Source organism: uncultured Microbacterium sp. (assembly GCF_947489255.1).
GTDB classification, from domain to species: domain Bacteria; phylum Actinomycetota; class Actinomycetes; order Actinomycetales; family Microbacteriaceae; genus Microbacterium; species Microbacterium phycohabitans.
Map to the genome: position 1 here is coordinate 40,632 of NZ_CANLCY010000003.1, position 24,816 is coordinate 65,447.

At 71.4% G+C, this 24,816-nt stretch carries 26 protein-coding genes; 14 read left to right on the top strand and 12 right to left on the bottom strand.

What is annotated here, in order from left to right:
* Nucleotides 1-75 precede the first annotated feature (75 nt).
* Nucleotides 76-906, bottom strand: coding sequence for a hypothetical protein (locus Q0818_RS07485; RefSeq protein ID WP_298873228.1), 831 nt, complete (start codon nt 904-906; stop codon nt 76-78).
* Nucleotides 907-981: 75 nt separating this feature from the next.
* Between Q0818_RS07485 and Q0818_RS07490 the strand changes: the two genes are divergently transcribed.
* The 4 genes from Q0818_RS07490 (at nt 982) to Q0818_RS07505 (ending at nt 3,840) form a co-directional block, all read left to right on the top strand.
* Nucleotides 982-1,794 (top strand): EI24 domain-containing protein, encoded by an 813-nt coding sequence (locus Q0818_RS07490; protein ID WP_298873230.1) that lies wholly within the window; start codon nt 982-984, stop codon nt 1,792-1,794.
* Between the two features lie 24 nt (nt 1,795-1,818).
* Nucleotides 1,819-1,968 (top strand): hypothetical protein, encoded by a 150-nt coding sequence (locus Q0818_RS07495; protein WP_298873232.1) that lies wholly within the window; start codon nt 1,819-1,821, stop codon nt 1,966-1,968.
* 55 nt (nt 1,969-2,023) lie between these two features.
* A complete protein-coding gene (locus Q0818_RS07500) occupies nt 2,024-3,127 on the top strand; it encodes a methyltransferase (protein ID WP_298873234.1) in 1,104 nt (367 codons plus the stop codon).
* A 167-nt stretch (nt 3,128-3,294) separates the two neighbouring features.
* A complete protein-coding gene (locus Q0818_RS07505; protein ID WP_298873238.1) occupies nt 3,295-3,840 on the top strand; it encodes a hypothetical protein in 546 nt (181 codons plus the stop codon).
* Nucleotides 3,841-3,869: 29 nt separating this feature from the next.
* Here Q0818_RS07505 and Q0818_RS07510 read toward each other — a convergent pair whose 3' ends face one another.
* Entirely contained in the window at nt 3,870-4,334 is a 465-nt protein-coding gene (locus Q0818_RS07510; RefSeq protein ID WP_298873240.1) for a DUF3817 domain-containing protein, read from the bottom strand.
* A gap of 305 nt (nt 4,335-4,639) precedes the next feature.
* On the opposite strand from Q0818_RS07510, the gene Q0818_RS07515 reads away from it, so the two are divergent.
* The 3 genes from Q0818_RS07515 (at nt 4,640) to Q0818_RS07525 (ending at nt 7,556) form a co-directional block, all read left to right on the top strand.
* Nucleotides 4,640-5,665 carry an FUSC family protein gene (locus Q0818_RS07515; protein ID WP_298873242.1) on the top strand — a complete coding sequence of 342 codons (1,026 nt, stop codon included), beginning with the start codon at nt 4,640-4,642 and terminating at the stop codon, nt 5,663-5,665.
* A 131-nt stretch (nt 5,666-5,796) separates the two neighbouring features.
* The gene (locus tag Q0818_RS07520) at nt 5,797-6,633 is read left to right on the top strand and encodes a PfkB family carbohydrate kinase (protein WP_298873244.1); all 837 of its coding nucleotides are present in this window, start codon (nt 5,797-5,799) and stop codon (nt 6,631-6,633) included.
* Nucleotides 6,630-7,556, top strand: coding sequence for a nucleoside hydrolase (locus Q0818_RS07525; RefSeq protein ID WP_298873245.1), 927 nt, complete (start codon nt 6,630-6,632; stop codon nt 7,554-7,556). Before Q0818_RS07520 ends, Q0818_RS07525 begins: the two co-directional genes overlap by 4 nt.
* An 85-nt stretch (nt 7,557-7,641) precedes the next feature.
* On the opposite strand, the gene Q0818_RS07530 is transcribed toward Q0818_RS07525, so the two are convergent.
* Nucleotides 7,642-8,790: a GDSL-type esterase/lipase family protein gene (locus tag Q0818_RS07530; RefSeq protein WP_298873247.1), complete on the bottom strand. Its 1,149-nt coding sequence runs from the start codon at nt 8,788-8,790 to the stop codon at nt 7,642-7,644.
* Entirely contained in the window at nt 8,787-9,365 is a 579-nt protein-coding gene (locus tag Q0818_RS07535) for a TetR/AcrR family transcriptional regulator (RefSeq protein WP_298873249.1), read from the bottom strand. The genes Q0818_RS07530 and Q0818_RS07535 overlap by 4 nt, the downstream gene beginning before the upstream one ends.
* Nucleotides 9,366-9,516: 151 nt before the next feature.
* Between Q0818_RS07535 and Q0818_RS07540 the strand changes: the two genes are divergently transcribed.
* Entirely contained in the window at nt 9,517-9,693 is a 177-nt protein-coding gene (locus Q0818_RS07540; protein WP_298873251.1) for a DUF1508 domain-containing protein, read from the top strand.
* Nucleotides 9,694-9,767: 74 nt separating this feature from the next.
* Here Q0818_RS07540 and nrdF read toward each other — a convergent pair whose 3' ends face one another.
* From nrdF to nrdH, 4 genes are read right to left on the bottom strand one after another with little or no spacing between them, the layout of a single operon-like run.
* Complete coding sequence (gene nrdF, locus Q0818_RS07545) at nt 9,768-10,742, bottom strand: class 1b ribonucleoside-diphosphate reductase subunit beta (protein WP_074696716.1); 975 nt, start codon at nt 10,740-10,742, stop codon at nt 9,768-9,770.
* 38 nt (nt 10,743-10,780) lie between these two features.
* Nucleotides 10,781-12,937 carry a class 1b ribonucleoside-diphosphate reductase subunit alpha gene (gene nrdE, locus Q0818_RS07550; RefSeq protein WP_298873254.1) on the bottom strand — a complete coding sequence of 719 codons (2,157 nt, stop codon included), beginning with the start codon at nt 12,935-12,937 and terminating at the stop codon, nt 10,781-10,783.
* A complete protein-coding gene (gene nrdI / locus Q0818_RS07555) occupies nt 12,919-13,359 on the bottom strand; it encodes a class Ib ribonucleoside-diphosphate reductase assembly flavoprotein NrdI (RefSeq protein ID WP_298873256.1) in 441 nt (146 codons plus the stop codon). Before nrdI ends, nrdE begins: the two co-directional genes overlap by 19 nt.
* A gap of 28 nt (nt 13,360-13,387) precedes the next feature.
* Nucleotides 13,388-13,621 carry a glutaredoxin-like protein NrdH gene (gene nrdH / locus Q0818_RS07560; RefSeq protein ID WP_055838040.1) on the bottom strand — a complete coding sequence of 78 codons (234 nt, stop codon included), beginning with the start codon at nt 13,619-13,621 and terminating at the stop codon, nt 13,388-13,390.
* A gap of 499 nt (nt 13,622-14,120) precedes the next feature.
* Between nrdH and Q0818_RS07565 the strand changes: the two genes are divergently transcribed.
* Complete coding sequence (locus tag Q0818_RS07565) at nt 14,121-15,326, top strand: MFS transporter (protein ID WP_298873259.1); 1,206 nt, start codon at nt 14,121-14,123, stop codon at nt 15,324-15,326.
* A 73-nt stretch (nt 15,327-15,399) separates the two neighbouring features.
* On the opposite strand, the gene Q0818_RS07570 is transcribed toward Q0818_RS07565, so the two are convergent.
* Nucleotides 15,400-15,804: a pilus assembly protein CpaE gene (locus tag Q0818_RS07570; RefSeq protein ID WP_298873261.1), complete on the bottom strand. Its 405-nt coding sequence runs from the start codon at nt 15,802-15,804 to the stop codon at nt 15,400-15,402.
* A 110-nt stretch (nt 15,805-15,914) separates the two neighbouring features.
* On the opposite strand from Q0818_RS07570, the gene Q0818_RS07575 reads away from it, so the two are divergent.
* The 5 genes from Q0818_RS07575 (at nt 15,915) to Q0818_RS07595 (ending at nt 20,305) form a co-directional block, all read left to right on the top strand.
* The gene (locus Q0818_RS07575; protein WP_298873263.1) at nt 15,915-17,075 is read left to right on the top strand and encodes an acyl-CoA dehydrogenase family protein; all 1,161 of its coding nucleotides are present in this window, start codon (nt 15,915-15,917) and stop codon (nt 17,073-17,075) included.
* On the top strand, nt 17,075-18,349 hold the full coding sequence (locus Q0818_RS07580) for a DUF445 domain-containing protein (RefSeq protein ID WP_298873265.1): 1,275 nt from the start codon (nt 17,075-17,077) through the stop codon (nt 18,347-18,349). Before Q0818_RS07575 ends, Q0818_RS07580 begins: the two co-directional genes overlap by 1 nt.
* 77 nt (nt 18,350-18,426) lie before the next feature.
* Nucleotides 18,427-18,780 (top strand): gamma-glutamylcyclotransferase family protein, encoded by a 354-nt coding sequence (locus Q0818_RS07585; protein ID WP_298873267.1) that lies wholly within the window; start codon nt 18,427-18,429, stop codon nt 18,778-18,780.
* Complete coding sequence (locus Q0818_RS07590; RefSeq protein ID WP_298873269.1) at nt 18,777-19,844, top strand: arginase family protein; 1,068 nt, start codon at nt 18,777-18,779, stop codon at nt 19,842-19,844. The genes Q0818_RS07585 and Q0818_RS07590 overlap by 4 nt, the downstream gene beginning before the upstream one ends.
* Nucleotides 19,841-20,305, top strand: a complete 465-nt coding sequence (locus tag Q0818_RS07595) for a histidine phosphatase family protein (protein WP_298873271.1) — start codon at nt 19,841-19,843, stop codon at nt 20,303-20,305. Before Q0818_RS07590 ends, Q0818_RS07595 begins: the two co-directional genes overlap by 4 nt.
* Before the next feature lie 19 nt (nt 20,306-20,324).
* Here the strand turns inward: Q0818_RS07595 and hutI are convergent, their stop codons facing one another.
* The 3 genes from hutI to hutH are packed head-to-tail and all read right to left on the bottom strand — an operon-like array spanning nt 20,325 to nt 24,798.
* Nucleotides 20,325-21,512, bottom strand: coding sequence for an imidazolonepropionase (gene hutI, locus Q0818_RS07600; RefSeq protein WP_298873273.1), 1,188 nt, complete (start codon nt 21,510-21,512; stop codon nt 20,325-20,327).
* Nucleotides 21,509-23,242 (bottom strand): urocanate hydratase, encoded by a 1,734-nt coding sequence (locus Q0818_RS07605; RefSeq protein ID WP_298873275.1) that lies wholly within the window; start codon nt 23,240-23,242, stop codon nt 21,509-21,511. The genes hutI and Q0818_RS07605 overlap by 4 nt, the downstream gene beginning before the upstream one ends.
* Nucleotides 23,239-24,798: a histidine ammonia-lyase gene (hutH, locus tag Q0818_RS07610; RefSeq protein WP_298873276.1), complete on the bottom strand. Its 1,560-nt coding sequence runs from the start codon at nt 24,796-24,798 to the stop codon at nt 23,239-23,241. The genes Q0818_RS07605 and hutH overlap by 4 nt, the downstream gene beginning before the upstream one ends.
* Between the last annotated feature and the right edge of the window lie 18 nt (nt 24,799-24,816).

Genomic DNA, 24,816 nt, shown 5'->3' on the forward strand with positions numbered 1-24,816 from the left:
TGATACGTGAGTGCGGTTGACTCAAGTCTGCAACTTGAGCACCGTCGTATCAAGTTCAACGCGTCACCCGATCGGCTATTCCCGAGCCGCTCCGAGCGACGGGTCGACCTCGTCCCAGAGCTCCACCGTCTGCACGATCCAGAACACGGCGAACAGCGCCAGTGCGACCGACTCCCCCACCAGCACCACCGGGATGCCGCGCTGCTCCGCGCCCGCGAGCACACCGACGACCAGCAGCACCAGGGTCAGCACGATGGTCGCCGCCACCGTCGCGTAGGCCACCCGCAGGCGGCTCCGCGCCACCCGCCCCGCCCGGGGCCGCCACGCCGCCAGCCCCGCCACCACGGCGATGAGCACGAAGAACGCGACGGCCGCGACCTCGTGCGCGCGCGCGAAGAAGGCCTCGGGTGCCGCCGACGCCCAGGCGATGCCCCCGAGCACGATCGCCACGACCACCGCGGCCGTGGCCACCACCCCGCGAGTGAGCGTGCCCTGCACGCGCGCGAGCACGAGCGCGACCGCCACCCCCAGAAGGACCACGGATGCCACCGCCCCGGCGTTGTTCGCCACCGTCTCGCGCACGGCGATCGGCACGCACGGCGCGGCGGCTCCGCACGAGACGGAGGTCGGGACGTAGGCGATCACGAGCGCGAGCACCGCCGCGACGTCGAGCAGTCCCTGCTCGAGGCTGCGCCCCGACAGGGCGAGCAGGGCGAGGGCGATGGCGCTCAGAGCCCCGACGAAGACGGGGCCGGCGGGCGTGTAGTACGCCGCGCTCACCGACGGCAGCGCCCCTCCCCCGACCACCTCGATCCCCACACCCACCGCGAGGAACGCCGTCGCCCCGATGATCGCGAGCCGCACGTACCGGTACGTGCGCTGGGTCGAGGTCGTGCGGATGCGCATACCCGCATCCTGGCAGGAGCCGCCGACACGGTCGGGCGCCCGGCCGGTGTCGGCGGTGTCTGGAAGACTGCCCGCATGCGCGAATTTCTCGCCGGAGCCGGCCTGCTCGTGCGCGGGCTGGGCCAGTGGCGCCGCACTCCAGGCGCCATGGCCCTCGGTCTCATCCCCGGCACGCTGGTGGGGCTCGTCTTCGGCGGCGCCCTCGTGGCGTGGGGTCTCGTCCTGCCCGGCCTCGTCGACGACTGGACGCCCTTCGCCGACGGGTGGGCGCCGTTCTGGGCGGGGGCGTTGCGCACCGCGATCGGCATCGCGTCGTTCGGTGCAGCTCTGCTGCTGGCCGTGGTCTCGTTCACCGCCGTCACGTTGGCCGTCGGCGAGCCGTTCTACGACCGCATCTGGCGCGCCACCGAGCGCAGCGCCACGGGCGAGGTCCCCGAGGCCGATTACGGCTTCTGGCGAGCGGTCGGCGACAGCGCCCTGCTCATCCTCCGCGGCATCCCCGCCGCCCTCGTCGCGTGGCTGCTCGGGCTCATCCCCTTCGTCGGCGGAGCACTGGGCTTCATCGCCGGGGTCACGCTCACGGGCTGGCTGCTGGCCGATGAGCTGACCTCGCGGGCCCTCTCGGCGCGCGGCCTCGACCGTCGGGCGCGTCGCGCGGTCATCCGCGCGCACCGCGCCCGCGCGCTGGGTTTCGGCGCCGCCACCCAGCTCTGCTTCCTGGTGCCGTTCGGTGCGGTGGCGGTCATGCCCGCCGCCGTCGCCGGCAGCACGCTGTGGGTGCAAGCCGCCCTCGGCTCCGCCGCGTCGTCCCCTCCGGCAGCGGATGCCGATGCGCCCGGCGCGCAACCCGCCACGGGCGCGAACCGTTCGCGCGACGCGGCACGATAGCCTGGAGCGACCGAAGGGATCTTCATGTTCATCGTCTCGCTCATCCTGTTCGTCGGCGGCATGCTGCTGACGGGACTGTCGTTCTCGCTCGCGGCCCCCGCGCTGTTCTTCGCCCTCGGCATCCTGCTGGTGACGGCGTCGCTGGCCCTGCCCTTCCACTTCGGCACGCGGTAAGCCTTCCGCTCGGCGTCCGCGTGAGTAGCGCCGAGTCGCCGGGTACCGTTGCACGGTGCCCTTCTCGTTCGACGCCCTCCGTCGCCGCCCCGATCTCGAGGGGCCCGACCTCGTGGCCGTCGACGCCGCCGACCGCCTGATCCTCGACGAATCGGCCGCCGCCCGCGCCGACCTCCCCGACGGCGCCCTCGTCGTCATCGGCGACACGCACGGTGCGCTCACCCTGGCCTCGGCCGACGCGGGTGCCCGCGGCATCCGCGTGCACCAGGACGAGCTGCTCGGCGAGCGGGCACTCGCCGCGAACGCCGCGGACGCCGGGCTCGATGACGCCTTCACCTCCCTCCCGCTCGACGCCGACCTGCTGCGCGGTGCGCGCGTCGTGCTGATGCGACTGCCTCGCTCGCTGCGGGCGCTGGCCGATGCGGCCGGACTCATCGCCCTGCACGCCGACCCCGGGGTGCAGGTGTTCGCGGGTGGGCGCATCAAGCACATGACGGTCGCCATGAACGACGTGCTCCGCCGGCACTTCGACCGGGTCGACGTCTCGCACGCCCGGCAGAAGTCGCGCGTGCTCCTCGCCCGAGGGCCCCACGACGGCGCCGTCCCGGTTCCCGAGGAGGCGCAGATCGACGGCATCCGCATCCGCGCCTTCGGCGGCGCGTTCGCGGGGGCCTCGATCGACATCGGCACCCGCCTGCTGCTCGCCCATCTGCCCGCCCCTCGCGGCGATGAGGCGATCGACCTCGCGTGCGGAACGGGGGTCGTGGCGGCGGCCCTGGCCTCGCGGCATCCCGCTCTGCACGTCCTCGCGTGCGACCAGTCGGCGGTCGCCGTGGCCTCGGCCCGCGCGACCGCCGCGGCCAACGGCGTCGCCGATCGCGTGCGCGTCGAACGCGACGACGTGCTGGGGGCGAGACCGGATGCCAGCAGCTCCTTCATCGCGCTCAACCCCCCGTTCCACGCCGGTGCGGCCCTCGCCGACGGTCTGGCCCCGCGCATGTTCGCCGACGCCGCGCGCGTGCTGCGCTCGGGCGGCGAGCTGTGGACCGTGTGGAACTCCGCCCTGCAGTACCGCCCCGCCCTCGAGCGCATCGTCGGCCCCACCCGCCAGGTCGCCCGCGACCGCAAGTTCACCGTGACGGTGTCGACGAGGCGGTGACCCGCGTCGCATCGGCGCAGCGGGAGCGTCTCGCGCGCGTCGGGGCAGCAGCGCGTGCACGCGTCGGACGCGCGAGAACCACCGCGGTCGTCGCCCGCACGCCGGCCGTGGCGGACGTGCACGCCGCGGCGTAGATTCGAGGACGCTCGACGAGGAGGTGGACGACCATGCGGGTGCGCGCCGTCACGACCTCTCTCGCCGTCGTCGCTGCCCTGCTCATCGGCCCCGCGCCCGCCAGGGCGGACATCCGCGCCGACCCGCTCGACGAGACCGTGTCGACACCGGCCCTCGCCGACTGCTCGAGCATCACGGCGACGGGTCGCGAGTACGCCCGCCTGCACGGCATCGCCCTCTGCGGAGCCGACACCACCCCGGCATCCCAGCCCCTGCGCACGGAGCAGGTCGGCGGCGAGGAATGCGGCACGACGACGCTGGTCATGACCAGTCGCGGCGGCGGGGTCGTCACGGTCGAGTGGCGCGTCGAGTCGATCACCGGACCGGTGCTCGGCGTCGAGCTCGACGTGACGACCGCCGGTCGGACGGGCGACTCGGTGCACCGCTTCGTCGATCACGCCGCGACCCAGCGCGCGCGCCGCAGCCTCGTGGCGCTCCTCGGCGTCGGACGCGCCGCGGCGACCGTCTCGGGCACCGTCACGACGTTCCTGGCGACGTGCCGCATCGCTCCGGCGAGCGTGCGCATCCACGTCCGCTGACACGCCCCACGACGGGGCGCGACGTGCCGTCAGCCCTTGCCGCCGGGAGGACCCACGATCAACAGCACCGCGAACACGATCGCGACGACGAGGACGAGCGCTACGGCGAGCATCGCGGGTCGGCGGAGGAAGAACCGCAGCAGGCGGTCGATCGGGCGACGGTCGCGCGGATCCGACGTCTCGTCGAGCCGCCAGGCGCCGCGCAGGCGTCCCGTGCGGTGCAGCCAGATCTCCGTCGGGACCGTGGCGTAGGGGATGACGGCGCTGACGATCGCGATCGCGGCCGGTCCGACGCCCCAGCGCTGGTTCAGCGCCACCAGCACGGCGGTCGCGCCGTAGGCGAGGAAGACGAACCCGTGGATGCCGCCGCCGATCGACACCGCGATCGGCAGGTCGGCCGTGGCCCGCAGGATCAGGCCTGCGATGAGCAGCGTCCACGAGATCGCCTCGGCGATCGCGAGGGTGCGGAACAGGGTCAGGGGCGTGCGGAACACGTCTCTCCTCGGTCGGTCGGGGCTTCCCACCCTACGGAAGGGCCGAGCGACTCACCCGGCCACCCTTCGACGTCGAGACGTCCCGGCGGGCCTGACTCGATCGGCCGATCGTCGCCGTCCCGGCTCGGGTCGGAACGCTCCCCCTCGGCAGCCGTCGTCGGGTCGGGCTCGGGGCTCGGTTCGATCGGGGATCCCTCGCGGTCGGCATCCGTCCCTCCACCCCACCGGATCGACGCGCGGATGCCTCGGCCGCGACGCGACGATCCCGGGACGGATGCCACCGGCCCGGCGCGTAGGCTGGAGGGGTGGCGGAATCCCGGGGACGCGTGTGGACCGGCGTCATCCGGGTCGGGCCCCACCGGGGCGACCACCGGGTCGCGATACGCGCCGTGCTCAGCGTCGGCGTCCCGCTCGTCGTCCTCCTGCTGCTGAACCGCCTCGACCTCGCCGTCTACGCCAGCTTCGGCGCGTTCGCCGCCCTCTACGGCCGCACCGATGCCCCGCGCGCCCGTGTGCGGATGCAGGCGACGGCGGGGGTGATCCTCGTGGGTTCGATGCTCGTCGGCACGGCCCTGTCGGCCCTGTCGACCCCCGCCCTGGTCAGCGTCGCGGCCGTCGCCGTGCTCGCCGCGATCGTCACGCTCTTCGCCTACCGCGCCCAGTGGCATCCGCCCGGGGCCCTCTTCGCGGTGTTCGCCGCGGGAGCCACCGCGAGCTTCCCGGCGACCGCGTCGACGTTCGCGACCGTGGTCGTCGTCGGCGGGGCGAGCGTGGCCTGGAGCCTGCTGGTCACGACCGTCTTCGTGCTGGCGCGCCGCGGATCGTGGGCGCGTCCGACCCGTCCCCGGCCGCCGATCGGCGCGGTGGCGTGGGAGATGACGGCGACCGTGGGCGCCGCAGCACTGCTTGCGGGCCTCGCGGGGGCGCTGCTCGTGGGTACGCACTGGTACTGGGCGATGGTCGGTGCGGTCGCCGCGGTCGGCGGTGCGCACGTCACCGCGCGCCTGATCCGGGGCGTCCAGCGCCTCGTCGGCACACTGCTCGGCGTGCTGATCGCGGCGGGCCTGCTCGCCCTCCACTTGCCGCCGTGGCTCGTGATCGTGGTCGCGGTCGTGCTGCAGGCCGGGGCCGAGCTGTTCGTCGGACGCAACTACGGCATCGCGATGCTCTTCATCACCCCGCTCGCGCTGCTCATGATCTCGCTGGCCTCCCCCGCCTCGCCCGAGATGCTGCTGCGCGATCGCGTGATCGAAACGGTCATCGGCGTCGCTGTCGGCACGGTGGTGGCGATCGTGTCGGCCGGAATCCGCCGCCGCGGAGCGCGAGGATGACGACGATGAGTGTTTCCTCCCCCCGCCGACTCGGACATGACGCGGCCGGTCGCATCAGCGCGGGCCGAGACGGTGGGATCATTCCGGCATCCGTGTTCGCGTTGCCGCACTGACTCCGAAAGGACCCGCGAATGCCCTCCCCCTCCCTCACCGTCGTCGGCGCGATCAACGTCGACCTCACCGCACGCGTGAGTCGCGCACCCGCCGCGGGCGAGACCGTCGCCGACGGCGTGCTCCAGCGCGGCCCGGGCGGCAAGGGCGCCAATCAGGCGGTCGCCGCCGCTCGCCTCGGCGCCGCCGTACGCCTGATCGGTGCGGTCGGCGACGATCTCGACGGCCGCGGGATCCGCGCGCAGCTCGCGGCGGACGGCATCGACGCCTCCGCGGTGCAGACCGCGTCTGCCGCCACGGGAACGGCGCTGATCGTCGTCGATGCGACCGGCGAGAACTCGATCGTCGTGTGCCCGGGGGCGAACGCCGAGATCGACGCCACGCACCTGGGCATCGAGCCCGACAGCGCCGTGCTGCTGCAGCTCGAGGTGTCCGATGCCGTCGTGACCGCCGCCGCGCGTGCCGCGAGCTTCCTGGCCGTCAACGCCGCGCCCGCCCGGTCGCTTCCGCCCGGCGTGCTCGAGAAGTGCGACGTGGTGATCGTCAACGAGACCGAATACGCCCAGCTCCCCGAGGTGCACGAGGTGGCACTGCTGTGCGTGACGCTCGGCGCCGCGGGAGCGCGCCTGTACCGCTACGGCGAGCTCGCGGCATCCACCCCCGGAGTCGCCACGACCGTCGTCAACACCGTCGGTGCCGGCGACGCGTTCTGCGCGGCTCTCGTGTGCGGTCTGCTGCGGGGCGACTCCGATGAGACCGCCCTCGTTCGCGCGTGCGCCGTGGGGGCCGCCGCGGTCGCCGACCCCGCCTCGCAGCCCCGCCTCTCGCACCTCGACACCTACGGGGTCGACGCGTGAGCCGCCGCCCGATCCTCGTCGACTGCGACACCGGCATCGACGACGCACTGGCCCTGGCCTACCTGCTCGCCGAACCGGCCGTCGAGGTCGTCGGCGTCACGACGGTGTCGGGGAACACGGATGCCGCTCGCGCCGCCGCGAACACGCTCTCGCTGTTCGAGCTCGCCGGGGTGCACGACATCCCGGTCGCCGTCGGTGCGCACGACTTCCGCGGTCGGGCCTACGCCGGAGGGGCCCCGCACGTGCACGGGGACGACGGCGTGGGCGGCATCTCGCTGACCGTCGCCGCCCGGGCCCACGACGCGCGACCCGCGGTCGAGCTCATCGACCACCTGGCGAGGCGGCATCCGGATCTCACCGTGCTCGCCCTCGGCCCGCTCACCAACCTCGCCGCCTACGCCGAGGCGCCCGGGGTCGCGCCCTTCGACCACCTCGTCGTGATGGGCGGCGCCTTCGCGCACTCGGGCAACGTGACGGCGTGGGCCGAGGCCAACATCCACAACGACCCCGAGGCGGCGGCCGTGGTGTTCGCGCAGGACTGGGACACCACTCTCGTGCCGCTGGATGTCACGATGACGCAGACGCTCGACGAGACGGACCTCGTGCGCCTCGAAGCGATCCCCGGCGCCCTGCCGCAGGCTCTGGCCGCGATGCTGCCGTTGTACCTCGACTTCTACGCCGGCCGCGTCTTCCCCGACCGTCGGTGCGCCCTGCACGACCCGCTCGCCGCGATGGTCGCCGCGGGAGCGCTGCGCGGCGTCAGCGTAACCTCCGGACAGGTCGAGGTGCGCCTCGAGCGCGGCGAACGCGGGCGCACGATCTCGTCGCGCGGGTCGGACACGCAGCGCTGGGTGCGCGGCATGGAGGGGTCCGCCGTCGAGGTGCTGCTCGAACGGCTCGAGTCGCGGGAGTGGCCCGCGTGACCCGCTGGCCCGCGACAGACCTGCTCGCCGACTGACGCGGGGATTCAGGCCGGCAGCGGTCCGTCGGCGCCCGACGCCGCCGGGGTCAGGTCGACAGAGGGCCGTCGGCGCCGAACGCCGCCGCGGCGAACCGCTCCCCGATCAGCCGGTGCGTCGCCGTGTCGGGGTGCAGGCCGTCGGGCAGGGGCAGCGCCCGCGCATCGTCGGCGCCGTACAGCGAAAGACCGTCGAGGTAGTGCAGCGCGGCGTCGTCGGAGCGGGCGGCCACGACGGCGGCGAGCAGATCGCGCACGACCTCCAGCGTCAGCGCGCCCCGCGCGACGTCGTCGGGAGACCCTGTCGCAACGAACCGCGCGGCGCCCGCGCGCAGGCTCTCCGGGTCGAATGCCCCCGGACCCGGCGTCTTCTCGTGGATGCCGCTGAAGATCGGCGACACCACCAGCAGCGGCGTATCGGGGTGCCCCTCGCGGATCGTGTCGAGGAACCCGTGCACCGCCGGGACGAAGGCGCGCACCCGCATCGCGTCGGCGTTCACGACGTTGATGCCGAGCTTGACGCTGATGAGGTCGGCATCCCGATCCCGGATCACGCGGGCCAGGAAGGGGTCGACCATGGCGCTGCCGCCGAAGCCGAGGTTGTGCAGCTGCACCCCGGCCGCGCGGGCCGCGACGACGGGCCAGATCTCGGTCGGCGCCGCGGCGTTCGAGCCGTGGCTGATCGAGCTGCCGTGATGCACCCACACGGGTCGCGCATCGTCGATCGGGGCGAGCGGCGCGTCGGACTCCAGCGAGACGAGATCGATCTGCTCGTTGTGCGGCAGCCAGATCTCCACGGTCTTCTCGGCGGGAGCGAGATCGCCGACGGTCACGACGTCGGCGCTTCCGGGCCGAGGCCTCGCCCCGCCGGTCGCGAGATCGAGCTCGAGCGCGTCGCCGTCGCCGAGGGGCTGACGCCGCACGAGGACGCCGTCGACCAGGACGTCGACCTGACCACGCGCGCGATCGAGACCGCGGTACGACACCCGCGTGGCGTGCAGTCGCAGAGCGACGACGGTCGCCGCCGTACGGAAACGCAGATGGATGCCGGACGGCTGCCGCTCCACCATCGTCAGCTGCCCGTCCGCCTCCCGCCCGCGGTACGGAAGCGGCAGGCGGTGCAGGCGCAGGCCGCGCTCGGCCGTTTCGAGCTCGGCACCGCCGCGCACAAGGTCCAGAGTCAGGGGCGTGGTGATCATGTCTCGTCCTTCGCGTTCCAGTGGGCCAGGAGACCGTCGAGGCGGTTGATGAGCAGCGCCCAGGAGTCGTCCGCCGGCGGGGCACTGTGCGCGAAGCTCCCGATGTGCTCGAGGTGCAGGAAGCCGTTGAGGAACGACCCGATCAGACGGATCGCGTGAACGCGGTCGCTCTCGGGGATGCCGTAACCGCGCAGCACCGCCGCCGGAGCCCGACTGGACCGGGACGCCTCGTCGCTGCGGACGGCGGCGTCGCCGGCCCGGCGCTGCAGGCTCTCCCAGCGACCCGGGTGGGCGCGCGCGTAATCGCGGTGCGCATCGCACAGCGCGCGCAGGGCGTCTTTGCCGGCGCGACCCGCCACGGCATCGCTCGCGCGATCGCCCAGCTCGCCGAGCGCGAGGATGGTGATCCCGTCGCGGAGCGCCGCGAGATCGCGCACATGACCGTAGAGGCTCGGCGTGCGCACGTCGAGGTCGCGCGCGACGGCGGAGAGCGTCACCTCGGTGAGACCGTGGGCGTCGGCGAGGTCGGCCGCGGCGCGGATGACGGATGACGAGGTGAGTGGGGGGCGTTGCACACCTGCATCCTATGTCTATTAGGTAATCAGCTAATAGTCGTAGGCTCCTTCGACCGGTGATTTCGACACCGAGAGGACATTCTCGTTGCACGCCGTCGCCACGGAGGACGATGATGGCCTCGTTCGCAGGAACTCCAACGGGGGAGGAAGAATGGCCGGAAAATACGAGCTCTACAGCGACAAGGCAGGCAAGTACCGCTTCCGCCTGAAAGCCGGGAACGGTCAGGTCGTCGCGGTCAGCGAGGCCTACGAGACCAAAGCATCCGCGCAGAACGGGATCGCCTCGGTGAAGGCGAATGCCGACTCGGAGACCGTCGATCTGACCTGACCGACGCATGCGAAGGGCCCCACGCGATTTGTCGCGTGGGGCCCTTCGCATTCATCGAGTTGCGTTCGCCGAGGTCAGAAGTCCCAGTCGTCGTCCTCGGTCGCCTCGGCCTTGCCGATGACGTACGACGAACCCGACCCCGAGAAGAAGTCGTGGTTCTCGTCGGCATTGGGAGAGAGCGCCGACAGGATCGCCGGGTTCACGTTGGTCACCGAGGCGGGGAACATCGCCTCGTAGCCGAGGTTCATCAGCGCCTTGTTGGCGTTGTAGTGCAGGAACTTCTTGACGTCCTCGCTCAGGCCGACCGAGTCGTAGAGGCTCTGGGTATAGCCCACCTCGTTGTCGTAGAGCTCGTACATCAGAGAGAACGTGTAGTCCTTGATGTCGTCGCGACGGGCCTGGTCGACGGTCTCGAGTCCGCGCTGGAACTTGTAGCCGATGTAGTACCCGTGCACGGCCTCGTCGCGGATGATGAGGCGGATGAGGTCGGCCGTGTTGGTGAGCTTGGCGCGGCTCGACCAGTGCATCGGCAGGTAGAAGCCCGAGTAGAACAGGAACGACTCGAGCAGGGTCGAGGCGACCTTGCGCTTGAGCGGGTCATCGCCACGGTAGTAATCCATGACGATGCGCGCCTTCTTCTGAAGGAACTCGTTCTCGGTCGACCAGCGGAAGGCCTCGTCGATCTCCTTCGTGGAGCACAGCGTCGAGAAGATCGACGAGTAGCTCTTGGCGTGCACCGACTCCATGAACGCGATGTTCGTGTAGACGGCCTCCTCGTGCGGGGTGATCGCATCGGGGATGAGCGAGACCGCGCCGACCGTGCCCTGGATCGTGTCGAGCAGCGTGAGCCCGGTGAACACGCGCATCGTGAGCGTCTGCTCCTCGGGGGTGAGCGTGTTCCACGACTGGATGTCGTTCGACAGCGGCACCTTCTCGGGGAGCCAGAAGTTGTTCACGAGACGGTTCCAGACCTCGAGGTCCTTGTCGTCTTGGATGCGGTTCCAGTTGATGGCCTGCACGTGGTTCAGCAACTGCAGCTTCTCAGCCATGTCGTTCCTGTGTCCTTGATCGATGGGTGGTCAGCAGCTCAGAGCATGCACGAGACGCACTCGGTCATGTCGGTGCCCTCGAGCGCCAGCTGACGGAGGCGGATGTAGTAGATGGTCTTGATGCCCTTGCGCCAGGCGTAGATCTGGGCCTTGTTGATGTCGCGCGTGGTGACGGTGTCCTTGAAGAACAGCGTCAGCGACAGGCCCTGGTCGACGTGCTGGGTGGCGGCGGCGTACGTGTCGATGACCTTCTCGTAGCCGATCTCGTACGCGTCCTGGTAGTACTCCAGGTTCTCGTTCGTCATGAACGGCGCCGGGTAGTAGACGCGACCGAGCTTGCCTTCCTTGCGGATCTCGATCTTCGAGGCGATCGGGTGGATCGAGCTCGTGGAGTTGTTGATGTACGAGATCGAACCGGTCGGGGGCACCGCCTGCAGGTTCTGGTTGTAGATGCCGTGGGCCTGCACGGAGGCCTTCAGCTCGCGCCAGTCGTCCTGCGTCGGGATCTGGATGCCGGCGAACAGCTCCTTCGTCTTCTCGGTCTCGGGAGCCCACACCTGATCGGTGTACTTGTCGAAGAACTCGCCCGAGGCGTAGGTGGAGTTCTCGAAGCCGTCGAACGAGGTCCCGCGCTCGATCGCGAGGCGGTTCGAGGCCCGCAGCGCGTGGAAGAGCACCGTGTAGAAGTAGATGTTCGTGAAGTCGATGCCCTCTTCGGAGCCGTAGTGGACGTGCTCGCGAGCGAGGTAGCCGTGCAGGTTCATCTGCCCGAGGCCGATCGCGTGCGAGCGGTCGTTGCCGTCTTCGATCGAGCGGACCGACGCGATGTGGCTCTGGTCGCTCACCGCGGTGAGGGCACGGATCGCCGTTTCGACCGTGAGGCCGAGGTCGCGACCGTCCATCGCCAGGGCGATGTTCATCGAGCCCAGGTTGCAGCTGATGTCCTTGCCGATGTTGTCGTACGAGAGGTCCTCGTTGTACGTGGTCGGCGTGTTGACCTGGAGGATCTCCGAGCACAGGTTCGACATGTTGATGCGTCCGGCGATGGGGTTCGCCTTGTTCACCGTGTCCTCGAACATGATGTACGGGTAGCCCGACTCGAACTGGATCTCGGCGAGGGTCTGGAAGAACTCGCGCGCGTTGATCTTCGTCTTCTTGATGCGCGGGTCGTCGACCATCTCGCGGTACTTCTCGGTCACCGAGATGTCGCCGAACGGCTTCTTGTAGACGCGCTCGACGTCGTACGGCGAGAAGAGGTACATGTCCTCGCCGTTCTTGGCGAGCTCGAACGTGATGTCGGGGATGACGACACCCAGCGACAGCGTCTTGATGCGGATCTTCTCGTCGGCGTTCTCGCGCTTGGTGTCGAGGAAGCGAAGGATGTCGGGGTGGTGCGCGTTGAGGTACACCGCGCCCGCGCCCTGGCGTGCGCCGAGCTGGTTGGCGTAGCTGAAGCTGTCTTCGAGCAGCTTCATGACGGGGATGATGCCCGACGACTGGTTCTCGATCTGCTTGATGGGCGCACCCGACTCGCGGATGTTCGACAGCAGCAGGGCCACGCCGCCGCCGCGCTTCGACAGCTGCAGGGCGGAGTTGATGCCGCGGGCGATCGACTCCATGTTGTCTTCGATGCGCAGCAGGAAGCACGACACGAGCTCGCCGCGCTGCGCCTTGCCCGCGTTGAGGAATGTGGGGGTGGCCGGCTGGAAGCGACCCGAGATGATCTCGTCGACGAGCTGGACCGCGAGACGCTGGTCGCCGTCGGCGAGGGCGAGGGCGGTCATGACGACGCGGTCCTCGAAGCGCTCGAGGTAGCGCTTGCCGTCGAAGGTCTTGAGCGTGTAGCTCGTGTAGTACTTGAACGCGCCGAGGAAGGTCTCGAAGCGGAACTTCGCGCCGTAGGCGCGGTCGTTGAGCTCCTGGATGAACTCCATCGAGTACTTCGCGAGCACGGTGGGCTCGTAGTACTCCTTCTCGACGAGGTAGTCGAGACGCTCCTTGAGGGAGTGGAAGAACACCGTGTTCTGGTTGACGTGCTGCAGGAAATACTCCCGCGCCGCGCGCTTGTCGGCGTCGAACTGGATCTTGCCGTCGGAGTCGTACAGGTTCAGCATCGCGTTGAGGGCGTGGTAATCCAGTCCCTCGAAACGCGTTTCGGTCTTGAAGTCCACGTCGGTCAGCTCAACTTCCACCATCGTTCCAATCCCTCGGTGACCCGCTCGACATCGTCGGGGGTGCCGAAAACTTCCAGCCGGTAAAGGTGCGGCACCGCGCACTTGCGCGCGACGATGTCGCCTGCAAGGCAGAACGCCTCGCCGAAATTCGTATTGCCCGCGGAGATGACCCCGCGGATGTTGCGTCGGTTCCGCTCCTCGTTGAGGAACCGGATGACCTGCTTGGGGACCGCGCCCTTCTCGACACCCCGGCCGGCACCCCCGCCATAGGTGGGGGTGACCAGCACGAAGGGTTCGTCGATGTGGAGGGGCGGGTCGGTCGGCCGGAGCGGGATGCGCACGGCCCGCTTGCCGAGCTTCTCGATGAAACGTGCGGTGTTACCGGACACGCTCGAGAAGTAGACGAGCAGAGGGGCCTCGGTCGCCGACACGACAGCGCTCATGACGGGGGTCTGAGAGCGTGTCGCCGGGTCAGGCCAAGCGCGACGCGAGCTCGTCGATCTTGTCGGGGCGGAAGCCCGACCAGTGGTCCTCGTCGGTGATGACGACGGGTGCCTGCAGGTACCCGAGCGACTTGACCTGCTCGAGCGCCGACGGGTCTTCGGACAGGTCGAGCACGTTGTACTCGATGCCCTTCGAGTCGAGTGCGCGGTAGGTCGCGGTGCACTGGACGCAGGACGGCTTGGTGTAGACCGTGATCGCCATGTCGTTCTCTCTCTCCCCTGGAAAATCGTCGTCCGGGCGGGCAGGGCTCGCCGGGACCTCAATACTACATATGGGGACGGACATCGGAAGGCACCACAAGGGGTAGTAGTTACATCCGTGTGATTTTCCACCGTCTCTCCCCAGATACAACACAGGTTGTCCACGAATCCATCCACAGATCGGGCCTCCTCTCGAGTGCTGTTAACAGGCGCGATTCCGCGGTTGTCGCGGCGACGGAGTCCGTCTCTCCACAGATCGGACGCTAGACGGGGGTTCCGACATCGCACAGGCGGGGGAATTCGTCTCCCGGCGTGTCGCGGCGTGTCGCCGAGGGGCCGCACCGACCGCCCGTCGAGATCGCACGACCGGCGCGGCATCACGGCATCCGCCGCCCGCCCACGGCGTGATCGCGACACGAGAGTGCGAGGTGTCCGCACCACCCCGTCCCGCGGCACCGGCCGTCGACACGGATGTCGGAGCTCGGCGGTAGCGTTGAGCGGTGGCCGGCTACCGCGAACTGCTCCGAACCCCTGGCGTGGGGCGCATCATCGCCGCGCAGCTGACCGCGCGCTTCCCCAACGGCATGACGAGCCTCGCCGTCCTGCTGCACATCGAGCACGTCACGGGCTCCTACGGCGCGGCGGGACTGGTGCTGGCCGCCACGAGCATCGGGCAGGCCGTCGCGGGCCCGGTCACGAGCCGCTGGATGGGGCGCTGGGGCATGCGCCGCGTCCTCACCGTCACGCTCCTCGCGTGCGCGGCCGCCATCGCCACTCTCGCGCTCATCGAGATGCCGCTGCCGCTCTACATGACGCTCGGCCTCGTCGCCGGTCTCTCGACGCCGCCGATCCAATCGGCCGTGCGCACCATCTACCCCAAGATGGTCAATTCGAAGCAGCTCACCCCGCTGTACTCCCTCGACGCCTCGCTGCAGGAGATCATCTGGGTGCTCGCCCCGGTGCTCATCACCCTGGTCGCGACGCAGGTCGGCACCGTCCCCGGGCTGCTGCTCGTGGTCGTCATCCTGCTCGGCGGCGGCGCCTGGTTCATCCTCAGCCCCGAGGTGGGACGCGTCCGCATCCCGCGCAGCCGTCGGGGTCTGGGGCGCGTGCTGACCAAGCCGCCCGTGATCCTCGCCACCGCGACCGGGTTCCTCCTCATCGGGGCGTGCGCCGCGGTCGAGGCCGGCGTGGTCGCGACCTTCGACCACGGGGGCCTCGAAGCCGGGCTCATCCTCGCCGTGTTCGCCGTCGGCAGCCTCGCGGGCGGACTCTCGTTCGGTCACATCCCGATCGGCCCCTGGGCCATGGCGCGTCGCTTCGCGATCGTCGCCCTGGGTCTGTCGCTGACCGTCGTCTCGCTCAACGCGTGGTGGCTGGGTGCGACCCTGCTCGTCGCCGGCGCCGGCATCGCCCCCGCCCTCGCCGTGATGTTCGCGATGACCTCCGCGAGCGTCCGTTTCAGCGAGACCGCCGAGGCCTACGGCTGGATCAGCACCGGCCAGCTCATCGGCGCCGCCGCGGGTTCGGCGGTCGCGGGGCTGCTCATCGACGGCATCGGTCCCACCGGGGCCTACGTCGCGGCGGCGGCCTTCGCGGTCGCCGGTTTCGTCGTCGCCGCGGTCTTCGTGCGCGGCTTCCCCGACCTCCGCCACCGCGACGCGAGCCCCATCCCCGACACCGAGCCGGTCGAGACGATCACCTGACCGGATGCCGGGCCCGCCGGCATCCGCGTTCGTCCCGAACGGCGCCGCGGGGCCGACGGAACAGTCGCGCCGGTCAGTGCGTGCGGCGCAGCAGCTCCAGCACGGCGAGCGCGTAGGCGTCCTCGGGGGCGGGGTGGTCGAACACCAGGGTGGATCCGCCGACCGAGATCTCGACCTCGTAGGTGTCGGAGAGCCGGCGCAGCGAGCGGAAGGTCGAGCGCAGCAGCTCGCGCAGCTGCAACTCAGACGGCAGCCACAGCGCCTCCTCGGTCGCCACCGAGTCCAGTGCCCACTCGGTCGTTCCGTTGAAGGCCAGGATGCGCCCCGTGGGGTACTCGCGCGGCTCGACCGTCATCTCGCTGACGGTGAACACGTCGGCCTCGAACTCGGGCTCGTCGAGCTGGAAACGGTCGCCGGATCGCGGATGCCACACGAGACCTGCCTCACGAAGGGCCAGGGCCATCTCGGTCGAGATCATGGCATCCATTCTGGGGGGCGATCGACCGGGGGCGGCCGAACGGGCACGAGCCGGGGAGCCTCGCGCCACCCCCGGCCGCGATGTCGGCGGGTACGCGCAGAATGGATGCCATGACCTCGTTCGATCCGGCTCGGTACCTGCCCGACGACCTGCTGGCGCGCCTGCGCGAGCGCGCCGTCGTGCACGACCGCGAGAACACCTTCCCGCACGACGACCTCGACGAGCTGCGCGCGGCGGGGTACCTCGGCATCCTGGTGCCCGAGGAGCGGGGCGGCGCGGGCCTCGGCCTCGTCGAGGCCTCGCTGCTGCAGCAGCGTCTCGCCGGTGCGGCGCCCGCGACGGCGCTCGCGGTGAACATGCACCTCGTGTGGACCGGCGTGGCCAAGGTGCTGCGCGATCGCGGAATCGACGACCTCGCATTCGTCGACGAGGGCGCAGCGGCGGGCGAGGTCTTCGCGTTCGGCATCAGCGAGGCCGGCAACGACCTCGTGCTGTTCGGCAGCGACACGACCGCCGAGCCCGACGGCGAGGGCGGCTACCGCTTCACCGGCACGAAGATCTTCACCTCCCTCTCCCCCGCGTGGGATCACCTGGGCGTCCACGGGCTCGACAGCGCGTCGCCCGACGGGCCGAAGATGGTGTTCGCCTTCCTCGACCGCGACGACGCCGTCGTCACCCGCGACGACTGGGACACCCTCGGCATGCGCGGAACGCAGAGCCGCACCACCGAGCTGCACGGCGCGCACGCCCCCGCGCATCGCGTGGTGCGCCGACTCGACCCGGGCCCGCAGCCCGACCCGCTGGTGTTCGGGATCTTCGCGGTGTTCGAGATCCTGCTCGCCTCCGTCTACACCGGTATCGCGCGTCGCGCCCTCGATCTCGCGGTCGAGGCGGCGACGTCGCGCCGCTCGAAGAAGACCGGCACCACCTACGCCAACGACCCCGACATCCGCTGGCGCGTGGCCGACATGGCCCTCGCCTACGAGGCGCTCCCCCCGCAGCTCGCCGCCCTCGCCCGCGATATCGACTCCCTCGCCGACCACGGCGGACGGTGGTTCTCGCTGCTCGCGGGCGTGAAGCATCGCGCGGTGACGATGGCGAAGTCCGTCGTCGACGACGCGATCCTCGTCGGCGGCGGCTCGGCCTACTTCTCCCGCACCGAGCTGAGCCGGCTATACCGCGACGTGCTCGCCGGCATGTTCCACCCCTCCGACCCGGAGTCCGCGCACTCGACCGCTGCGGCCGCGTGGCTCGGGCCGGTGACCGCCTGATGGCCCGCACGCCCACGGCCGCGCTCAGCCCGGCCGATCAGGAGCGCCGCCGCGCGCTCCGCGTCATGAAGGGCGTCGCCCTCGGCGCACTTCTGGCGATGGCGCTCGTCTTCGCCGTGTCGTTCTCGCTGCAGCGCGAGGTCGAGTGGCTGCAGTACGTACGGGCCGCCGCCGAGGGCGGCATGGTCGGTGCTCTCGCCGACTGGTTCGCGGTGACGGCGCTGTTCCGGCATCCGCTGGGCCTACCCATCCCCCACACCGCGATCATCCCCCGCCGCAAAGACGAGATCGGGCGGCAGCTCGGCGAGTTCGTCGAGACGAACTTCCTCGAGGGCGACGTGGTGCGCACGAAGCTCGAGTCGACCCCGCTCTCGGCGCGGGCCGGAGCATGGCTGGCCGACCCGGCGCATGCCGACCGTGTGGCCGCGGAGGGGGCCACGCTCGCCACCAGCGTGCTGACCGCCCTCGATGACGACGACGTGCAGGGGCTCATCGAAGACCTCGCGCGCGAGCACCTGCTCTCGCCCGACTGGGGCCCGTCGATCGGCGGATGGCTGCAGCGCGTGGTCGGATCCGGCGCGCACCACGGCGCCGTCGACCTGGCCCTCGACAACATCGCCGTGTGGCTCGCGAACAACCGCGACACGTTCCAGGGCCTCGTCTCGCGGCGCCTGCCGTCGTGGGTCCCGAGCCTGGCGGCGCGGCTCGTCGACGACACCGTCTACCGCGAGGCCGTGCAGTTCGTCGACGCCGTGCGCGCCGACCCCCGCCACCAGGCCCGCGGCGCGATCGACGGCTACCTCGCGCGCCTCGCCGACAACCTGCAGCACGATCCCGCCACCATGGTGCGACTCGAAGAGGCCAAGGCCGCGGTGTTCGACAGCCCCCGGGTGCGCCAGCTCGCCGCCGACGCCTGGAACACCGCCAAGGCCGGACTCCTGCGCTCCCTCGCCGACCCCGACAGCGCCCTGCGCCGACGGGCGTCCGCGGCGTTGGCCGAGGTGGGCGAGCGGCTGCAGCACGACGAGACGCTCCAGAAGCGCGTCGACGGCTGGGTCACCGACGCGGCGGTCTTCGTCGTGGGGCGCTACCGTCACGACATCGCCTCGATCATCACCGACACCGTCGAACGGTGGGATGCCGAGGAGACGACCGAGAAGATCGAGCTCATGGTCGGCCGCGACCTGCAGTACATCCGCCTCAACGGCACGATCGTCGGGGCCCTGGCCGGGGTCGTCATCTTCACGGTGGCCCACTTCATCTGGGGATCGTGATGATCCGCGCCCGCGTCGGCACATTGGTGTCGCGTCGCACCGCCCGCCGACGCGCCGCGCTGGGTAGCCTGAGCCTCGTGAGCGACGGTTCGGGGCCGGCGGAGTGCCTCTTCACCTATGGGACGCTGCAGCTGCCCGACGTGCAGCTCGACACGTTCGGCCGTCTGCTCGACGGAGAGGACGACGCACTGCCGGGCTACCGTCTCGAGTGGATCGACGTGGGAGACGAGCGCGTGGCCCAGCTGTCGGGGCTCGACAAGCACCCGATCCTGCGCCGCACCGATGATCCCCGCGACCGCGTGTTCGGACGCGTCCTGCGCCTCACGGCCGACGAGCTCGACGCGGCCGACGAGTACGAGGTCTCGCTCTACCGCCGCGCATCGGTCTCGCTGGCGAGCGGTCTGCGCGCCTGGGTCTACGTGGCCGCATGAGCGCGCTGTCGGTCGATCCCCTGTGGCCCCGAGCCGGTGACTGGCCCGCGCCGACGGAAGAGGCGGATGCCGTCCTCCTCGGCGTTCCCGCTTGGCGCACGTCGCTGTCGCCCACCGGAGCCGGCGAGACCCCGGCGGCGATCCGCGCCGCTCTGCGCCGTTACTCCCCGACGCTGATCGGCCCGCCCGCGGTCGACCTGACCGAGGCGCTGTCCATCGCCGACGCGGGCGACGTCGACGATCCCGACGGCCCTGACGGAGAGGCGCGGGTTCGCGCGGCCGTCGCCGCTCTGGCGTCTGCGCGTGTCGTGATCGCGCTGGGCGGCGACAATTCCGCGACCTATGCGGTCGCACAGGGGCGCGGCTCACGGGGGCTCATCACCCTCGATGCGCACTTCGACCTGCGCGACGGCGAATCCAACGGATCGCCCGTCCGCCGCCTCATCGCCGACGGTCTCGACCCGCGTCGCATCGTGCAGATCGGGATCGCCGACTTCGCCAACTCCGCCGCGTACGCGCGTCGCGCCGCCGACGCCGGCATCACCGTCATCACCCTCGACGAGGTGCGCCGCCTCGGGATCGACGAGGTCGTGTCGCACGCTCTGCGCGTGGCCGGTGCGGCCGAAGCGCCCACCGCGGCCGAGGCCGCCTCCGCCGCAGCGCACGAGACCGTGGTCGACCCCGCCGCCGCGGCCGCCGACCCCCCGACGCGCGTCGCCGAGGCCGAGACCGCGGCCGAGGCCGAGGTAGAGGTCGAGGTCGAGGTCGATCCCCGCGCCGCCGACGCCGCCGCCCCTCCGGCCCCCGCCGGCGGCATCCACCTCGACATCGACGTCGACGTGTGCGACCGCGCCGTGGCCCCCGGATGCCCCGCGAGCGTGCCCGGCGGACTCGCCGCCTGGGAGCTGCGCGCGCTCGTGCGGGGGCTCGCCCGAGACCCCGGCGTGACCAGCGCCGACATCGTCGAGGTGGATGCCACGGCAGACACCGACGACGCCCGCACGGTGCGACTCGCCGCACTGTGCGTTCTGGAGCTTCTGGCAGGAATGGCGGAAAGACGATGATCCAACTCGTGCTCGCGCGTCACGCGAAGTCGGACTGGGCCGACGAAGGCCTCGACGACCACGACCGGCCCCTCAACGACCGCGGCCGTCGCGACGCCCCGGCGGTCGCGCGCGCCGTGCTGCGGGCGGGGGTGCGACCCGAGGTGCTGCTGTCGAGCACGGCCCTGCGGGCGCGGGAGACGGCCGCGGTGTTCGCCCGCACGTTCGACGCCGAGGTGACCGAGCAGTCCGAGCTCTACCTCGCCGAGCCGGATCGGCTGCTCGCGGCGGCCCGTGCCGCGGGCAGTGACGAGGTCATGGTCGTCGCCCACGACCCGGGTATGAGCGCGCTCGTCTCGCGCCTCGCCGACCGCGACGTGCGCATGGTCACGTGCGCCGTCGCCGTCTTCACCTGGCACGACGGCACCTGGGACGACGTGGATGCCGTCGCCCCCGACGAATACGAGTTGTTCACGCCGTGACACGGCGACGCCGTGCGCGTCAGACAGCGACGCCGTCCTTCCACACGCGGCGTACGAGCGGAACGCCCGGCCGGTAGGCGAGGTGCACGCGACTGGGCGCATCGAGCATCACGAGGTCGGCTCGGGCCCCCGGCGCGATCCGGCCGATATCGGTACGCCGAAGTGCCCGCGCTCCCCCGGCCGTCGCCGCCCACACGGCCTCGGCCGGCGTCATCCCCATCTCCCGGACCGCGAGGGCGATCATGAGCGGCATCGAGCTGGTGAAGCTCGACCCGGGATTGCAGTCGCTGGCCAGGGCGACGGTCGCACCGGCGTCGAGCAGCCGTCGCGCGTCGGGATAGGGCTGGCGCGTCGAGAACTCCACCCCGGGCAGCAGGGTGGCGACCGTGTCCGAACCGGCGAGCGCGGCCACGTCGGCGTCGGTCAGGAACGTGCAGTGGTCCACGGCCGCCGCCTCGCGATCGACGGCGAGCGCGACACCGTCGCCGTGACCGAGCTGGTTGCCGTGCACACGGATGCCGAGACCCGCCGCGCGACCCGCATCGAGCACGCGCCGCGCCTGCTCGGCCGTGAAGGCGCCGACCTCGCAGAACACGTCGATCCATCGCGCGTGCGGCGATACCGCGGCGAGCATCTCCCCGACGACGAGGTCGACGTACGCGTCGGCGCGCCCCGCGAACTCCGCGGGCACCACGTGGGCGCCGAGGAACGTGACCTCCTCCGTCACCTCGGCGGCGAGCCGCGCGAGCCGCGTCTCGGACTCGACGTCGAGGCCGTAGCCGGTCTTGATCTCGAGGGTCGTCGTGCCCTGCGCGCGGCACTCGTCGACGAGGGCCCGCAGGCGCGAGCGCAGCTCGAGGTCGGAGGCCGCCCGGGTGGCGGCGACCGTCGTGCGGATGCCGCCCGCGGCATACGTCTCCCCCGCCATGCGCGCCGCGAACTCGGCCGCACGGTCGCCGGCGAAGACGAGGTGGGTGTGACTGTCGACGAAACCCGGGATCACGGCGCGCCCCGCGGCGTCCACGACCGGCACCCCCTCGGCGCCGACGCGCGCAGCATCCGCCCGTCCCGTCCACGCGATGCTCCCGTCGCGGACGAGCACCGCCGCATCGCTGATCGTGCCGCACGGATCGCCGTCGACGGCCACGTTCGTCGTCAGTTCGCCGATGCCCGTCAGCCAGAAGTGCGCCTGTGCGGGTGCGCTCACCACATCGGCACCGTCAGGCCCCGCTCGGCGGCGACCTCGCGAGCGCGGTCGTAACCGGCATCCACGTGGCGCATCACCCCGGTGCCGGGGTCGTTGACGAGTACGCGAGCGAGCTTCTCGGCGGCCAGCTCCGTGCCGTCGGCGACGCACACCTGCCCGGCGTGGATGCTGCGACCGATGCCGACGCCGCCGCCGTGGTGGATCGACACCCACGACGCTCCGCTCGCGGTGTTCAGCAGCGCGTTCAGCAGCGGCCAGTCCGCGATCGCGTCGGATCCGTCGGCCATCGCCTCGGTCTCGCGGTAGGGCGAGGCCACCGAGCCTGCGTCGAGGTGGTCACGGCCGATGACGATCGGCCCCGACAGCTCGCCCGACGCGACCATCTCGTTGAACTTCAGCCCGGCGAGGTGGCGCTCCTGGTAGCCGAGCCAGCAGATGCGCGCCGGAAGCCCCTCGAAGTGCACCTGCTCTCCGGCCTTCTCGAGCCAGCGGTGCAGGGCGGTGTCGTGCGGGAACAGCTCCGCGACCGCGCGATCGGTCTTCGCGATGTCGTCGGGGTCGCCCGAGAGTGCCACCCAGCGGAACGGGCCCTTCCCCTCGGCGAACAGCGGGCGGATGTAGGCGGGCACGAACCCCGGGAACGCGAACGCGCGGTCGTAGCCGCCGAGCTCCGCCTCGCGACGGATCGAGTTGCCGTAGTCGAACACCGCGGCTCCGGCATCCTGGAACCCCACCATCGCCCGCACGTGCGCGGCCATGCTCTCGCGGGCGCGGCGGGTGAAGTCCTCCGGATCGCGAGCGGCCTCTGCCGCCCAGTCCTGCACCGACACCCCGACGGGCAGGTACGACAGGGGATCGTGCGCGCTCGTCTGGTCGGTGACGATGTCGATCCGGATGCCGCGGGCGAGCAGTTCGGGGAAGACCTCGGCCGCGTTGCCCTCGACGCCGACCGACAGGGCCTCGCCCGCCTCGCGGGCGGCGCTCACCCGCTCGATCGCGGTGTCGAGATCGTCGGCGACCTCGTCGAGATAGCCGTGGGCGACGCGGCGGTCGAGACGGGCACGGTCGACGTCGACGATGAGCACCGCTCCGCCGTTCATGGTCACGGCGAGGGGCTGCGCGCCGCCCATGCCGCCGCAGCCGGCCGTGAGGGTGAGGGTGCCGGCGAGCGACTCGCGACCTCGCGAGGCTGCCACCGCGGCGAAGGTCTCGTAGGTGCCCTGCAGGATCCCCTGCGTCCCGATGTAGATCCACGACCCCGCGGTCATCTGGCCGTACATCGTCAGGCCGAGCTCTTCGAGCCGGCGGAACTCGGGCCACGTCGCCCAGTCGCCCACGAGGTTGGAGTTGGCGATGAGCACGCGCGGCGCCCATTCGTGCGTACGGAAGACGCCGACGGGCTTGCCCGACTGCACGAGCAGCGTCTCGTCGGGCTCGAGCTCGTCGAGCGTGCGCACGATCGCCTCGTAGGCCGCCCACGATCGCGCGGCCTTCCCCGTGCCGCCGTACACGACGAGGTCGTCGGGACGCTCGGCCACCTCGGGGTCGAGGTTGTTCATGAGCATGCGCTTGGCGGCCTCGGCTCCCCAGCTCTTCGCGGTGCGGGAGGCGCCGCGGGCGGCGCGGACCGGGCGCGGCCCGGGAGCGGGCGGGGCGGATGCCGTGGCGGCGGTCTCCCCGGCCGCGGCGGCGTCGACGGCGCCCTGCACGGGGTTCATCATGTCGGTCATGCGTAATCTCCTTCGATCAGGGCGAGGGCGGTCCGGGCGACCGCTCCGGAGGCGACGAGGTCGGTGACGGCCTCGATCTCGGGCGAGACGAAGCGGTCGGGTCCGGGGCCCTGCACGCGCGAGCGCACGAGCTCGCGCACGGCACCGGTGGTCACCGCGGGCTGCAGGGGCGCGCGCAGGTCGAGGGCGCGGCATCCGGTGAGCACCTCGATCGCGAGCACGCGCGCGAGTCCGTCGATCGCGCGGCGGAGCTTGCGGGCCCCGGCCCAGCCCATCGAGACGTGGTCCTCCTGCATCGCGCTCGAGGGGATCGAGTCGACCGAGGCGGGAGCGGCGAGGCGCTTGAGCTCCGACACGATCCCCGCGGCGGCGTACTGGGCGATCATCAGGCCCGAGTCGACGCCGACCTCGTCGGCGAGGAACGGGGGCAGTCCGTTGCTGCGGGCGACGTCGAGGGCGCGGTCGGTGCGACGCTCCGACATGGATGCCACGTCGGCCACCGCGATCGCGAGGAAGTCGAGCACGTACGCCACCGGGGCGCCGTGGAAGTTGCCGTTCGACTCGACGCGCCCGTCGACGGTGACGACGGGGTTGTCGACGGCGGATGCCAGCTCGCGCTCGGCGATCTGCGCGGCGTGGGCGACCGTGTCGCGGGCCGCGCCGTGCACCTGGGGCGCGCAACGCAGGGAGTAGGCGTCCTGCACGCGCGTGCATTCGGGTCCGCGGTGGCTCGCGACGATCGGCGAGCCGGCCAGGAGCGCGCGGAGGTTCGCGGCGGATTCCGCCTGCCCGAGCTGCGGGCGCAGCGCCATGAGGTCGGCCGCGAAGACGGCATCCGTCCCCAGCTGCGACTCGATCGAGATCGCCGCGGCGACATCGGCGGTGGTCAGCAGCTCCTCGAGGTCGTGGAGGGCGAGCAGAAGCATGCCGAGCATGCCGTCGGTGCCGTTGATCAGCGCCAGCCCCTCCTTCTCGCGCAGCACGACCGGCTCGATGCCGGCGGCGGCGAGGGCGTCGGCGGCGGGGAGCGCCGACCCCGCGGCATCCCGGACCTCCCCCTCGCCCATCACGGCGAGCGCCACGTGCGACAGCGGGGCGAGGTCGCCGGAGCAGCCGAGAGAGCCGTACTCGCGGACGACGGGGGTGATGCCGGCGTTCAGCAGCGCCGCGTACGTCTCGACCACGACGGGGCGCACGCCCGTGCGTCCGGTCGCCAGCGTCTGCAGACGCAGCAGCATGAGGGCGCGCACGACCTCGCGTTCGACCTCGGCCCCCGTGCCGGCGGCGTGCGAGCGGATCAGGCTCGCCTGCAGCTGCGCGCGGCGGTCGACGCCGATGAAGGTCGTGGCGAGCGCCCCGAATCCGGTCGAGATGCCGTAGTGCGGCTGCGGGTCGTCGGCGAGGGCTTCGATGAGGGCGCGGGTGTCGGCCACGCGCTGCAGGGCGTCGTCGTCCACGATCACCCGGGCTCCGTGGCGGGCGACCTCGACGACGTCGCGGGGGCTGAGGGTGGTCGATCCGACGGTGACGGATGCGACGGTGAGGCTCGAGTGCATGAGCCGATTCCACCGCGT

Coding starts and splice junctions, on each gene's coding strand:
- Q0818_RS07485 (WP_298873228.1), bottom strand. CDS start 906: ATGCGCATCCGCACGACCTCGACCCAGCGCACGTACCGGTACGTGCGG.
- Q0818_RS07490 (WP_298873230.1), top strand. CDS start 982: ATGCGCGAATTTCTCGCCGGAGCCGGCCTGCTCGTGCGCGGGCTGGGC.
- Q0818_RS07495 (WP_298873232.1), top strand. CDS start 1,819: ATGTTCATCGTCTCGCTCATCCTGTTCGTCGGCGGCATGCTGCTGACG.
- Q0818_RS07505 (WP_298873238.1), top strand. CDS start 3,295: ATGCGGGTGCGCGCCGTCACGACCTCTCTCGCCGTCGTCGCTGCCCTG.
- Q0818_RS07520 (WP_298873244.1), top strand. CDS start 5,797: ATGCCCTCCCCCTCCCTCACCGTCGTCGGCGCGATCAACGTCGACCTC.
- Q0818_RS07530 (WP_298873247.1), bottom strand. CDS start 8,790: ATGATCACCACGCCCCTGACTCTGGACCTTGTGCGCGGCGGTGCCGAG.
- Q0818_RS07540 (WP_298873251.1), top strand. CDS start 9,517: ATGGCCGGAAAATACGAGCTCTACAGCGACAAGGCAGGCAAGTACCGC.
- nrdF (WP_074696716.1), bottom strand. CDS start 10,742: ATGGCTGAGAAGCTGCAGTTGCTGAACCACGTGCAGGCCATCAACTGG.
- nrdE (WP_298873254.1), bottom strand. CDS start 12,937: ATGGTGGAAGTTGAGCTGACCGACGTGGACTTCAAGACCGAAACGCGT.
- nrdI (WP_298873256.1), bottom strand. CDS start 13,359: ATGAGCGCTGTCGTGTCGGCGACCGAGGCCCCTCTGCTCGTCTACTTC.
- nrdH (WP_055838040.1), bottom strand. CDS start 13,621: ATGGCGATCACGGTCTACACCAAGCCGTCCTGCGTCCAGTGCACCGCG.
- Q0818_RS07570 (WP_298873261.1), bottom strand. CDS start 15,804: ATGATCTCGACCGAGATGGCCCTGGCCCTTCGTGAGGCAGGTCTCGTG.
- Q0818_RS07575 (WP_298873263.1), top strand. CDS start 15,915: ATGACCTCGTTCGATCCGGCTCGGTACCTGCCCGACGACCTGCTGGCG.
- Q0818_RS07580 (WP_298873265.1), top strand. CDS start 17,075: ATGGCCCGCACGCCCACGGCCGCGCTCAGCCCGGCCGATCAGGAGCGC.
- Q0818_RS07590 (WP_298873269.1), top strand. CDS start 18,777: ATGAGCGCGCTGTCGGTCGATCCCCTGTGGCCCCGAGCCGGTGACTGG.
- Q0818_RS07595 (WP_298873271.1), top strand. CDS start 19,841: ATGATCCAACTCGTGCTCGCGCGTCACGCGAAGTCGGACTGGGCCGAC.
- Q0818_RS07605 (WP_298873275.1), bottom strand. CDS start 23,242: ATGACCGACATGATGAACCCCGTGCAGGGCGCCGTCGACGCCGCCGCG.
- hutH (WP_298873276.1), bottom strand. CDS start 24,798: ATGCACTCGAGCCTCACCGTCGCATCCGTCACCGTCGGATCGACCACC.